13 protein-coding genes are annotated in these 13,198 nt (G+C 59.0%); all 13 read right to left on the reverse strand.

What is annotated here, in order from left to right; translation table 11 throughout:
• Positions 1-16: 16 nt before the first annotated feature.
• A complete protein-coding gene (locus HXX25_RS07295; protein WP_187165285.1) occupies positions 17-1,429 on the reverse strand; it encodes an ATP-binding protein in 1,413 nt (470 codons plus the stop codon).
• A 17-nt stretch (positions 1,430-1,446) separates the two neighbouring features.
• Positions 1,447-2,118, reverse strand: coding sequence for a response regulator transcription factor (locus HXX25_RS07300; RefSeq protein ID WP_187165286.1), 672 nt, complete (start codon positions 2,116-2,118; stop codon positions 1,447-1,449).
• 26 nt (positions 2,119-2,144) lie between these two features.
• Positions 2,145-3,626, reverse strand: coding sequence for a Do family serine endopeptidase (locus HXX25_RS07305; RefSeq protein WP_187165287.1), 1,482 nt, complete (start codon positions 3,624-3,626; stop codon positions 2,145-2,147).
• Between the two features lie 114 nt (positions 3,627-3,740).
• Positions 3,741-4,964: a bifunctional alpha/beta hydrolase/OsmC family protein gene (locus HXX25_RS07310; protein WP_187165288.1), complete on the reverse strand. Its 1,224-nt coding sequence runs from the start codon at positions 4,962-4,964 to the stop codon at positions 3,741-3,743.
• A gap of 78 nt (positions 4,965-5,042) precedes the next feature.
• Positions 5,043-5,393 (reverse strand): cytochrome c-type biogenesis protein, encoded by a 351-nt coding sequence (locus tag HXX25_RS07315; RefSeq protein ID WP_233346587.1) that lies wholly within the window; start codon positions 5,391-5,393, stop codon positions 5,043-5,045.
• Positions 5,394-5,395: 2 nt separating this feature from the next.
• Positions 5,396-7,318, reverse strand: coding sequence for a heme lyase CcmF/NrfE family subunit (locus tag HXX25_RS07320; protein WP_187165289.1), 1,923 nt, complete (start codon positions 7,316-7,318; stop codon positions 5,396-5,398).
• Complete coding sequence (ccmE, locus tag HXX25_RS07325) at positions 7,315-7,758, reverse strand: cytochrome c maturation protein CcmE (protein WP_187165290.1); 444 nt, start codon at positions 7,756-7,758, stop codon at positions 7,315-7,317. The genes HXX25_RS07320 and ccmE overlap by 4 nt, the downstream gene beginning before the upstream one ends.
• Entirely contained in the window at positions 7,755-8,690 is a 936-nt protein-coding gene (locus HXX25_RS07330; protein WP_187165291.1) for a hypothetical protein, read from the reverse strand. Before HXX25_RS07330 ends, ccmE begins: the two co-directional genes overlap by 4 nt.
• The gene (locus tag HXX25_RS07335; RefSeq protein WP_187165292.1) at positions 8,690-9,340 is read right to left on the reverse strand and encodes a DUF938 domain-containing protein; all 651 of its coding nucleotides are present in this window, start codon (positions 9,338-9,340) and stop codon (positions 8,690-8,692) included. The genes HXX25_RS07330 and HXX25_RS07335 overlap by 1 nt, the downstream gene beginning before the upstream one ends.
• A 41-nt stretch (positions 9,341-9,381) precedes the next feature.
• The gene (locus HXX25_RS07340; protein WP_187165293.1) at positions 9,382-10,707 is read right to left on the reverse strand and encodes a hypothetical protein; all 1,326 of its coding nucleotides are present in this window, start codon (positions 10,705-10,707) and stop codon (positions 9,382-9,384) included.
• Positions 10,708-10,761: 54 nt separating this feature from the next.
• A complete protein-coding gene (locus HXX25_RS07345; protein WP_187165294.1) occupies positions 10,762-12,144 on the reverse strand; it encodes an ATP-binding protein in 1,383 nt (460 codons plus the stop codon).
• Positions 12,141-12,815, reverse strand: coding sequence for a response regulator transcription factor (locus HXX25_RS07350; protein ID WP_187165295.1), 675 nt, complete (start codon positions 12,813-12,815; stop codon positions 12,141-12,143). The genes HXX25_RS07345 and HXX25_RS07350 overlap by 4 nt, the downstream gene beginning before the upstream one ends.
• 8 nt (positions 12,816-12,823) lie before the next feature.
• Positions 12,824-13,084, reverse strand: coding sequence for a PepSY domain-containing protein (locus HXX25_RS07355; RefSeq protein WP_187165296.1), 261 nt, complete (start codon positions 13,082-13,084; stop codon positions 12,824-12,826).
• Positions 13,085-13,198: the final 114 nt, after the last annotated feature.

Raw genomic sequence — 13,198 nt, forward strand, 5'->3', positions numbered from 1 at the left:
CTCAATTTCAAGCCCTCTATTCGTCAGCCGGGAAGATCATGGCAATCCGCAAGCCCGGTCCATGACCATCGACGCCGCCGGCACCTTCATCCAGCATCAGCGCGGCACCGTGCACATCGGCAATGGCCTTAACGAGACTCAATCCCAGGCCGGAGCCGGGCTGATTGCGCGATTTTTCGAGACGGACAAAGCGTTGGGTCACACGTATGCGATCCGCTTCAAGGATGCCCGGACCGGTATCGGTGACTGAAATCTCCACTCGGCCATCGCTGCACCGGCGCAAGCGCAACTGGATCGCCCCGCCTTCGGGCGTGTATTTGACGGCGTTATCCAGCATGTTCGCCATGGCCTGGGAGACGAGACTCTTATCGCCCCGGATTTCAAGTCCCGCTTCAACCTGCATGCCAAAACTGTGACCGCTATCCTCGCAAACGGGTTCGTAGAGTTCACCGATATCTGTCACCAGTGGCGCAGCATCGAAACTCTGGAAGGAATCGCGGCGCTCACCCGCTTCAATACGCGAAATGCTCAGGATCGCATTGAAGACGCCGAGCAATTCATCGGAATCACTGAGGGCCTGCTCCAATGCGGCCTGGCGGCTCTGATGATCACCATCATCGCGCAAGGCATCTTCCAACCGGTTGCGCATTCGCGTGAGAGGAGATCGCAAATCATGCGCGATGGAATCGCCGACATTGCGCATCCTCTGCATCAGCTCTTCCAGCCGCTCCAGCATGCCATTGAAGTTGGCCGACAATTCATCGAGTTCGTCGCCGGATCCATTGCGCGGGGCGCGCGGTGATAGATCACCGCCCTTCACCGTTCGGGCCACGGCGTTGATGGCATCAAGGCGGCGCGAAAACCGGCGGCTGACGACAACACCCGACGCGATACCCAGCGCGATAACCAGCGCGGATGCGATCAGAATGGCGCGCAACATCCGGCCGATCAGCCGGTCTTCGTCTTCAAAATCCACGCCGATGAAAACGGAATAACCGTCTCCGACCTCTACCAGCCGGGCCCGGGCCCGGCGGCTGTCGCGGGCATCATCTTCCTCGCCGGCCGGGGCCCGCCCATAGACGAAATCCAGCCAGCCCTCACTATCCGGCAGAGTATCCGGCATCCCGTTGAGATTGCCGGACAAAACGCGGCCATTCGGGTTGATCAGCAGATAGAGGAAATCACTTCCGCCAACGGTTCGTTGCAGAATGTAGCGATTAACCCCGTCTATTCCGGAAGCCTCGAACCGCCGTTCAACTGCAGCAAATTCATCCAGAATGACGGCGTCCGTGCGCCGCATCGCGGCACCCGCCGACGCAGCATAGACAAAAGCGAGAATCAGAAAGCTGGACAGGGCAAACAGCGCCGCCGACAACAAGGTCAGACGGAAAGCAGTCGTTCTGACGAAAGACGGCAGGTGCCGTGTCATGCTCTCACGCTCCGGGCTCAGGCCTGAAGCCGATACCCTGCCCCGCGCACGGTGTGAAGCAAAGCGTCATCAAACGGTTTGTCGATCTTGGATCGCAAACGCGAGATATGCACATCGATGACATTGGTCTGGGGGTCAAAATGATAATCCCATACCTTTTCCAGCAACATGGTGCGCGTCACGACCTGACCGGAATGCTTCATGAGAAACTCCAGCAGTCGAAATTCGCGCGGCTGCAGCAGGATTTCCTCACCACCGCGAACAACGGTCCGCGCCAGAAGGTCCATTTCCAGATCGCCAACAACCAGCTTGGTCCGCACCGCTTCCGGATCACGGCGGCGGGCCAGCGCTTCAACGCGAGCCAAGAGTTCTGCGAAGGCATAGGGCTTGACGAGATAGTCATCGCCGCCTGCCTTCAGGCCTTCGACCCGGTGATCAACTTCACCCAGCGCCGACAGGATCAGGACCGGGGACGAGACGCCTTCATCGCGAAGGGATTCAATGACGGAGAGGCCATCCAGTTTTGGCAACATGCGGTCAACGACAAGAATGTCGTATTCCGCCGAGCGCCCCATGGCGAGGCCCTCCTCACCATCCGCAGCATGATCGACCACATGGCCGGATTCCTTGAGACCCTTGCGGATGTAATTCGCTGCCTCGCGGTCATCTTCGATGATCAGGATACGCATTTTTCCGGCCTTTTCTGTTGTTAGCGCTAAACGCGATCCAGCGTCAGCGCGACATAGCGCTGGCCGGTGTCGTTCTGAACAAGGAGAAGAATGGCTGTGCGGCCATCTTCGCGCGCTTCATCAATGGCATTTTGCAAATCATCGAGGTCGGAGAGGTCTTCTCCCCCGGCTTCCAGGATGACATCGCCCGGACGCAAGCCTTTTTGCGCGGCTTCACTGTTTGGCTGAAGGTCCACGACAACAATACCCGTCTCGGCCGTCACACCGAGGCGATCAAGGCCCTCCGAACCTGCGGGAACCACCTGCATTCCGAAGAAGACCGTCTGGGGCGCATCATCCGGCTCGATCGACTGCATCGTACTCAGATCAGTTTCCGCAGGACGATCGCCCAGCGTGGCGCGAACAACGACATTCTCTCCGTCGCGAATGACATTGAAGGTCACCTCGGTTCCGGCACCGATACTGCCCACGCGGCGCGTCAGTTCAGCAGAGCCGTCAACACTTTGACCATTGACTGCGGTGATCACGTCCATCCGCTCGAAGCCGGCATCATCCGCCGGACCACCCGCGACAATGGACGACACGATCGCGCCGCGTTGTTCATCCAGCCCCAGACCTTCAGCAATATCATCGGTGACATTCTGGATCTGAACGCCCAGCCAGCCGCGCGCAACGCGGCCATCGGCCAGCAATTGATCGACAATGTTGGCCGCAATATCAGACGGAATCGCAAAACCGATCCCGACATTGCCACCGGAGGGCGAGAAAATCTGGGAATTCACGCCTACCACTTCACCATCAAGGCTGAAGGTCGGGCCACCGGAATTCCCGCGATTGATCGGCGCATCCACCTGCAGGAAGTTGTTATAGACGCTGGAGGGAAGCTCACGCCCCGTCGCCGAAACGATACCCGCCGTTGCCGTGCCACCAAGGCCGAAAGGGTTGCCGACCGCGACAACCCAGTCACCGACGCGGATCGACGGATTGCGATCCAACACCACGAAGGGGAAATCTGGCGTGTCATCGGTCTCAACGCGAAGCAGAGCGATATCCGTCAAGGGATCTGTGCCGATCACTTCAGCGGGGTATTCTTCGCCATTGGACAAAGACACGGTAATTTCAGCTGCATTTTCGACCACGTGGTTGTTTGTGACAACATGACCTTCAGCTGAAACAAAAAAGCCTGACCCGAGCGAGCGGCCTTCGCGCTGTTGTGGCTGATTGGGGAATTGGCGCTCAAACCATTCGCGAAATTGCGGCGGCATGCCCTCGACATTCGGGACGGCGTTGCCCTGCGGGCCCATCGGCGCGGTGATCCGCGCATTGATCGACACAACAGACGGGCTCACATCTTCAATCAGATCGGCAAATGACATCGGCGCGCCCGCCGGAACCGCCGCCGCATAGCGTGGCGCGTCTTCCGTCTGTGCAAAGGCCATAGGGCTGGTCAGAGCCAGAGCGGCAATGGCGGCCGGGATGATCGAGAAATGGCGAAGTCTGGAAAACATGGGATTTCAGTCCTCTCGCAGGTTTGAAGTTCTGTCAGGCAATGTGTCGCCTCGCGGATATCATCGAGATGTCCGCTTTCTTACGAAAACATTACCAATGGTAGTCGTGTGAGCTCAATCGACAAGGCGGGATCGCACCTTGACCTCGGAATGAAGCGTTTTTTGAACCGGACAACGGTCCGCTATCTCCAGCAATCTCTGCCGCTGCGCTTCATCCAGCCCGCCTTCGAGCCGGATGGTTTTATCAAACACATCAATCTTTGCATCCTTGCCCTGCTCGCAGCTTTCACAATCCTCGGCGTGGCTCTTGTTGTGGACGACCGTCACCGTGACCCGGTCCAGAGGCAATTTCTTGTGCCGCGCATACATACGGATCGTCATGGAGGTACATGCCGCCAGCCCGGCGGACACGTAGCCATAAGGCGTCATGCCGGAATTATCACCGCCAACAGAGCCCGGCTCATCGGCGAGCAGGGAGAAATCCTGATTCACCACCCAGTTCTGGAACTTGCCCAACCCGGTTTCCTGCACCACGACGCCATCCCTGACCGGCTTGGGTGGCGCGGGAAGCGGGTCCGCCGCCGCATAGCGTTCTGCCCACGCCGAAATCACATCGGCAACGTGAACGGCATCGCTTTCACGCGTCAGCAAATGGTCGGCGTTATCCAGACTGAGGAAACTTTTCGGGTGCCTCGCGGCAACAAACAGACGTGAGGCGTTATCAATGCTGACCGTCTGATCAATCGGCGAATGGCAGATCAGGATCGATGCCTTCAGATTGCCAACAGCCTCTTCCAGCGTGTGGCCGGCTATGTCATCCAGGAATTGTTGTTTGATCTTGAAGGGGCGTCCGGCCAGCGACACCGTCGCCTCACCCTTCTCGTTGATCTCGTCCAACGAGGCGGCGAACTGGTCCGTGATGTGTTCGGCATCAGCAGGCGCGCCAATTGTCGCGACAGCTTTGACAGAGGAAATACGATGCGCGGCGGCGATAACGGCAGACCCCCCGAGACTGTGGCCGATCAATATCGCGGGCGCTTCATATTCGGAGGCCAGATGTTCCGCCGCTTTCACCAGATCATCGATGTTGGACGAAAAATTCGTATTGGCGAAATCACCTTCGGACTGTCCCAGCCCGGTAAAGTCGAACCGGAGAACCGCAATGCCTTCCCGCGTCAGACGGCGGGCGACGCGGGAGGCTGCGTGAATATCCTTGGAACAGGAGAAACAGTGCGCGAAAAGCGCGTAGGCGCGCGGCTTGCCATTCGGCAATTCCAGCCTCGCAGCCAGCGTGTCGCCCAGCGCACCCTGGAATTCGATTTTTTCGGATTGCGGCATGAATTGTCTCCTCGGTCCTGCCGAGGGATTTGGGCCCTATCGGGTCCGCCTGCAAGTCAAACCGCTATAACACTTTCGTCACTTCCTGCGCGAAGCAACGCCCACCAGCGTCGCTCCGATCAGCAAGAATACCAGCGGGACGATGTAAAGCGGTGCCGTTCGTGCCGACAGGCGGGGCCGCATCAGCACCTCGTCACCATATCGTTGAGCCAGGGCGATACGGATCGAATCGGGTTCGGCACCGAGGCCGATCTGGGTCCGGACAAACAGGCGCATATCCTGCGCCAGCGCCGCGTCGGAATCCGCAATCGATTGCCCGTCGCAAACAACGCAGCGAATCTCCTGCATCAGGTGTGCCGCTTCCATTTCCTCGGCGGGCGTCAACTCAACAGATTGAAGCAACAAGGCCAATGCCATCATCTTCAACATGTTTACGCCTCCAGTCGCTTTGCGCTCAACGCCCGGCCAACAGACGCCATCAACCCGCCCAGCACGATCAGCACGGCACCAAACCCCAGCAACCAGACCATCGGATTGAAGGTGACCCGAACCTCATAGGCTAACTCTCCGGTGTCGCGGACTCTGGGCTCACCCAGAGAGACATAGAGATCGCCCGCGAACCCGGATCGGATCGCGACTTCCCGGGTTGTCGTATCAGCAGCGGCATAGAACCGTCTTTGTGGCAGAAGCTCGGAAAGGCGGCCATTATCGACCACGAGGCGCGCTTCATCCGCCAGATAGTTCGGGCCGTCAGCGCGCCGCACGCCATCCAGCGTCAGTGTGAAATCCGGGATCTCGATCTGCTCGCCTTCGGCCAGCGCCTGCACCGTCTCGGGGGCGCCGGTCGAGTCTGCCACTGCTCCCAGAGCGATCGCGACAACGCCGGCATGCGCCAGAACGCGGCCGGCCAGGCTGAAGCGATTGCCTAAGCCTTGCAGCACGCGATGTTGCCAGAGATCGGTAAAAACGCCGGCAATCGTCCATCCTGCGAAGGCCGCGGCGGCGATTGCCACCGGCGAGGCATCGATCAGAAACGCCCAGAGGCCGGCGAGCACGCCCGGTAAAATCCAGGCCGCGGATCGGAGCGCCAATCGCCGGTTAAAACCGTCCTTCTTCCAGGGCAGAAAGGGTGCCAGAGGAAGGAATATCAGGAGCGCCGCAAGGAAGGGCGTCGCCGTCGCATTAAAATACGCCGCGCCAACCGAAATGCCGGTCACGCCGAATGCCGTCATCACCAACGGGTAGAGTGTGCCGAACATGACCGTACCGGTCACCGCAGCCAGGAGCAGATTATTGACGCCGATAAAGGCTTCCCGGCTAGTCAGGGCAAATCCATCTCCCGCCCCCAGCTTTCCGGACCGGACAGCAAAGAGCGTCAGCCCACCGCCGGCCAGAATGGTCATGATCGCGAGGATCCAGAGCCCCCGCTCGGGATCGAGCGCAAATGCATGGACGGATGTCAGAACACCGGAACGTACGAGAAAGGCGCCCATCGTCGACATGGTGAAAGCCATGATGGCAAGGAAAGCTGTCCAGCCGGCAAAATTACCGGATTTCTCGGTCGCTATGGACGAATGGATCAGAGCCGCCGCGATCAGCCAAGGCATGAAGCTGGCATTCTCCACCGGGTCCCAGAACCACCATCCACCCCAACCAAGCTCGTAATAGGCCCACCATGCTCCCAGCGCGATTCCACCCGTCAGCGCCGTCCAGGCGATCAGCGACCAGGGTCGCAGGGCCGTCGCAACAGCACGACCACCTCGCCCCTCGATCAGTCCGGCGACCGCCAGGGAAAAGGCTGCGGACAAGCCAACATAGCCGATGTAGAGCGTCGGCGGATGGATGGCGAGCGCGGGGTCCTGGAGGATTGGATTGAGGTCTGCCCCCTGAATGGGCACGTCCAGCAAGCGGTCAAACGGATTGGACGCAAAGGCCAGAAATCCGAGAAACAGGATCTGGAGAATGGCCTGAATGGACACGGACCGGTTCTTCAACTGATCATCATGCTTCAGGGCAAAGCGGGCCAACGCAGCACCAACCCCCACCAGCATGACGCACCAGAGCAACATGGAGCCTTCATGGCCACCCCAAGCGGCGGCGACCTTGTAAAAGAGCGGTTTGTCGACATGGGAATGCCCGGCCACATAGGCCACGGAAAAATCCGACTGCAGAAAGAGGACAATGAGAAGGCCAAAGGCGATCACTGCTGCGGCGAGGGCCGCATAGGCAGCGCGCGCCGACAGTTTTGCCATGGCTGCGGAGCCCGCAGAAGCAGCACGCCAGCCCGCAAGGCATTGAACGAAGGACAGCGCAAACGCCAGCGCAACCAGGAATCGGCCGATTTCGGCAATCATTCCCCGTCCTCACCTTGCCAGACACCGCTATCGCGCAGCGCCTCCGCCACTTCGGGCGGCATATAGGTCTCATCGTGTTTGGCCAGAACAGAACTGGCCGCAAAGTCTCCCGACGGCACAAAGGCGCCTTCGGCCACAACGCCCTGCCCTTCACGGAACAGGTCTGGCAAGGATCCCGAATAGGTGACGCGGATAGTGGCCGCACCGTCGGTGACGACAAAATTGGCACCGCCGTCTGCCGGGCGCTCCACGCTGCCCTCTTCAACCAGCCCGCCAATGCGGATACGTTCTCCGATGCCGGGATGTTCAGCCGCAACTTCGCTCGGGCTGTAAAACAGCACGATCGCATCGCGCAGGGCGACAAGCGCCAATCCGACCGCAGCAACCAGCACCACGCCAGCAACCGCAACCATGACCAGTCTTTGAGAACGCGCTCTCATTCACCTTGTCCTTCATCGGACTGGAGGGCTGCATACAGCAGGTCCAGTATCGTCATCGCACCGGCCCGGTCGGCAAAGCGGGCCCGTGCGTCTGCCAGAGTGGCCATGCCCCCCGGATCATCGCCGACCATACCGCGAACCCGGATCAAACGGAGATAATCCGCAAAACCGGCCTCACCACTTTCGACCCGCATTTCGAGACGTTGAACCATTGCGGCAATACGCGTGCCCGGATCAAAATCCGCAGACGCAGCAGCAGCCTCGACGGCTTCCGCGTTGACCTGAGGCTGCGAGAGCAGCTGAAAGGCCTGCTCGGCAATAAGGATTTTGTAGGGGTCGCTGTCCTCCAGCCTTTCAATCAGGTCAAGCCAGACCGCTTCGGCTTCATCGATATCACCGGATTGAAAAGCGCCCAGTCCCAGAAAAAAGGACGGCTCCGGCATATCAGGGTCCAGCCGCTGGGCTTCCACAAAAGCGGCTCTCGCTTCATCTGTTACGCGCCCGTCATTCAAATTCATGAAGGTCTGACCGAGATCAGACAGGGTCCGCGCATTCAGGTCGAGCCGCAAGGATCTCTGAAAGGCATTGATGGCTTCCAGCTCCCGTTCTGAACGCGCCAGCATTCGGCCCAGCTGTGCCCATGCCACCGCATCTGTCTCGTCTTCCCGCAGGATATCTCTCAGACGCTCCATTTGAGCATCACGGCTGAGGTCTGCCGGATTGGCGGCTCTTCGCTCAGCCGCCGCTTGCTGATACGGGACGCCCGGTGCCTGTGGCTGCCCACCCGCGAGATAGGTCGCGCCAGCCAGAACGATGAGACCCGCCATGATCGCCGGAGCCAGCCATCGCGGCTGCAAGCGTGCAGCCGGCCAGACGGTATAGCCGACAATCGCAAATCCGATGATGGCAAGAATGACGGATAGCCAAACCATTATTCAGACCTGCTGAAAATCAGGGACAGATTATTCGACGGCATATCGATCCGCTTCTCGAGTTGAAATCCGTGCGCAGCAAAAAGCGTTTTCACATCCGCCAGGGCGCGAACGCCCCATTCCGGGTTTCTGGCCTTCAGACTGGAATCAAAATCCAGGTTCGATGGCGCAGATGCCGTCCCCTCCAGAAAAGGCCCATAAAGGAAAACCCGCCCCTCCGGATGAAGAATATCGGCTGCACCGCGCGCCAATCCCTTCGCTGTCGCCCAGGGGGAAATATGGATCACATTGCAGCAAACCAGAATGTCGACGTCCGGCAATTCATCGCTCCAGCCAGGTCTGGACACATCCAGATCAAGTGGCATTTGCATCCCGTCAGACTCTCGCGCGCGGGCCGCCTGACTTTTCCTGGAGGTCACATCCGGATCGCTTGGTGTCCAGAGAATATCTGGGCGGCGCCGGCAAACCGCCTCACCATGCTCGCCGGTTCCCGAGCCTATTTCGAGCACAAGCGCATGGCTTTTCAGAAGCGGGCACAAAACGTCGGCGATAGGCCCTGAGTTGCGCGCAGAACTTGGCGAAAAGAGCTTCTTTTCCACAGCCTCACGAGCTTCCATCGCAATCGTTTTTCCGGAAAGTTTTCTATCCATACCTGCGGGATAGGCAGGACAAGCCGTTTAGGCAAGACGCATCACGCGGCGCTTGCCCGTACCGCGACACTCCGCCGCTGGATCAGATCGGCGTTTTCGTCGTCATTGAATGCGTGCATGTAGCGAACGCAGATATCGAGAGCAGCCGTCGCCTTTTCGACATCCTCGCCTTCCGCCGCACGCAAGATTTCCAGAAAGGCGCGCACGGTATCATCCATTTCCTGACGAACGGCATCGGCGGCATGTTTCTGGGAACTGCCGACCGCCGCCTGTGACGACCACTCCGTCGCAACGGCCAGGAGCCGCAATTGGGCTTCAGTTTTCAGAATGATATCTTCTTTCGGCAGGGAGCCCGGCTTCGCCAGACCACGGCTTCCCTTCGAAACGTGGGGCAGTGCCCGGGGAAAGTCGGTTTCAACCTTCTTGAAAAACTCCTCCAGCGCCGTGGAGGCTTTGGCCCGAATGGCAAACAGCGTCTTGCCCCAACGGCCATCCTTGCGAATACCGAATTCCCGCGTCATTCCCACCGAAACTTTCACAAATTGTTCCAGTGCGTGCCCGGCCGCATCGGCTTCCTCTATTGTCATGGGAGATTTATTGAACTGCCCGGCGTAAAAGTCGGCATTCGCCAATACAAGATCGCCGACATCTGCGAGATCTGTCTTCGATACCAGAGCATCGTCGCTCTTCCGGCCGATTTTCTCGATAACCCGGAATATCTGCGCGGTTCTGGTCAGACGGGCTGTCAGTATCTTGAGGAACCAGAGGCTAGCCTCCGGGGCTTCAGAACAAATGTCATCATAGGAATCGCGCGCCCGTGTCGCGAGCTCGGGCGTCAAATCCGTAATCACCGGATCAAATGGCTTCAGCGCAGCGCTCAATTGCGCATCATGCGACAGGAGACAGGCGGCATCTTCAATCAAGAGCGCAAACCCGGCACCAAAAGCCGCCGTCAACCGGGCTTTCAGTTTTTTATCCGCTTCAGCCCTGTCAATCAGCCCGCGAAGGCGCAGTGCCGCTTCATGTTTCCATGCCTGCATGGCATCCGGACCCGCGAATTCATTTGGCGCGGGTAATAACGACAGGTCGGCTTCCGCCACGAATTGGTCCAGAATCTCCCGGGTGAAACGCGCATGGGAGGGCGGGTCGGAGACTTGCCCGGTGACGTCAGCGAACAAGCTGAATAACCGGGACGGATCTACGTCTTTACCGGCAGTCTGGTTGCGATTCTTTTCAAGGCTTTTCAGAGTTTCCGCCAGACGCCCCTGATTACCCGCTGCTACCAGTAGCTGCTGGCGGATTTTCTCCGGCAAGCCCTCCCAGAGGGAAGACAGACTTTTCAACTGGCTATCAGTTAACGGTTTCATCGCATTCACAGACTTTCCAGTCTGAAATCATACGCGAATAGGGTTAATTGGGCTTTATCGTTGCCGTCCGGGTAAATGCAGCTCTGCCGACAAGCCCCCGATCTCCGAAACGCCAAGCTTCAGCTCCCCGCCATAGACGCGCGCGAGATCGACAACGATCGATAATCCAAGCCCGGTTCCGGGGGTTTCTTCATCCAGACGCACGCCGCGCTTCAACGCGGACTCCCGCTGTCCGGCATCCATTCCCGGTCCGTCGTCTTCCACTCTCAGGAATATCTGGCCATCATCGCGCAGACCGGCCTTTAGCTGCACGGTTCCTTCTGCCCATTTGCAGGCATTGTCGCAAAGATTACCGACCATTTCCTCCAGATCCTGCCGTTCACCGCGAAATATCAGATCCGGTTCGCAGGCGGCCGAAATGGACTTCGCCTGCCGCGCATAAATCTTGTTCAAGGTCCGCGTCAGATCATCCACGACCGAGGTCACATCACAGCGCGCACCGATGGCCTTGGCATGCGCCGCCGCGCGTGCGCGCCGGAGATGATGATCAACTTGCCGGGACATGGTCTCGGTCTGTCGGCGGACCAGCAGCGATAGCTCGCCAGTATCAGACGACGTCTCGTTCAGAAGCACCGCAATCGGCGTCTTCAATGCATGCGCCAGATTCCCTACATGCGTTCGTGCCCGCTCGACGACTTCCCGCGAATGGTCCAGCAGGGAATTCAACTCGACACTCAGCGGCTGCAGTTCGACCGGATAATCGCCTTCGACCCGTTCGCTTCGCCCTTCGCGCACCTCCGCAACGGCATCGCGCATCTTGAAAACAGGATCGAGGCCAATGCGAACCTGCACGATTACACCGGCGGCCAGCACCACGCCAAAAATCAGAAACACGCCAATGGAAACGAAGGCAAAGCGGCGCACTTCGGCGTCCGCGGGGCGACGGTCCTCCGCAGCAATTGCGAGAATACGTCCGACCTCGCCCGGCAGCTCCACACCCTGGATCACGACCCGAAGCGACTGATTGTCCGGACCTTTTGTGTTGTAGGATACGGGCTGACCAAAGGTGGCGAGCGCGGCTTCAAAGGCTCTGGGCGATATGTAGATCACCTCGTCCAGCAGGGATTCGGATTCACCGAGCACATCGCCCGGCTCACCTTCATCAATGTCGTTGATTTGCCAGTATAACCCTTGGAACGCGCGGTTATACCGGCTGTCCAATGGCGGTTGTGCGGGAATAATCCGCCCGGTCGGCGTCCGCTCGGCAGTTGCAATCACGGTCAATGCCACGGCTTCGAGCCGGTCATCGAGCGTCCGCAGGACAGAGTTCCTGAAAAGCGTCGTGAGCGCGAGCGCGACCGCGATCAGGGCAACAAGTGTCCAGACCGTCGCAGTCAATACGAGACGGCGAAAAAGTGATCTGGAACGGGTCTTCACGCGGCCTTGGCGTCAGGATCGATCAGGCGGTAGCCAAGTCCTCGAACGGTCTCGATACGATCTGATCCGATTTTCTTGCGCAAACGGCCGACAAAGACCTCGATCGTGTTGGAATCCCTGTCAAAGTCCTGATCATAGATGTGCTCGACCAGCTCGGAGCGGGAAATCACCCGATCCTGATGATGCGCCATATAGCTGATCAGGCGAAACTCGTGAGAGGTCAGCTTGACCGGCGCGCCATCAATAAAGACCCGCGCACCGCGCGTATCCACTGACAGCGAACCGCAATCAATACTGGAGGAGGCGTGCCCGGCCGCACGGCGGGTCAGGGCCCGAAGCCGCGCCAGCAATTCCTCTGTATGAAAGGGCTTGGTCAGATAATCATCGGCTCCGGCATCAAAGCCGGCGACTTTTTCGCTCCACCGGTCTCGGGCGGTCAGGATCAGAACCGGGAAAACCCGCCCGTCCTGGCGCCAGCGCTCCAGAACGGTCACACCATCAATCTGCGGCAAGCCCAGATCCAGCACCACGGCATCATAGGGTTCTGTATCACCCAGAAAATGGCCCTCTTCGCCATCGGTTGCGACATCAACGGCATAACCGGCATCGGTCAATGCCCGATTGAGTTGACGGTTCAGATCCGGATCATCTTCTACGACGAGTACACGCATGTTTTCACCTATCGCTCGCCAATTATCTGGCCGGTCTGCGCATCGACCATAACGTTCACACGGCGGCCTTCGCGCGTCAGGATCGTCACCACATATTGTGGCGATGAACCGCCTTGCAGCTGTGCGTTCAGGACTTCAGCACCCGGATACCGGCCCCGGACAATGGAAATCGCCCGTACTGCCGGAATGACATTCCCGGAATCGCGCGCATCCCGCGCCTGCCCGGCCGAATAATTATTCTGCATGCCTTGCGCGCTTGCCGCATTCATCGGCAAAACAGCTCCGGAAACCGAGAGCAAAAGGGCCAAGCCAGCCGTTATGAAGTATCTCTTGTTCATGAACGGCAATCTGCCCTCTCGTCACTGAACGTCCGCTGAATGAAC

Source organism: Hyphobacterium sp. CCMP332 (assembly GCF_014323565.1).
Taxonomy (GTDB): Bacteria; Pseudomonadota; Alphaproteobacteria; order Caulobacterales; family Maricaulaceae; genus Hyphobacterium.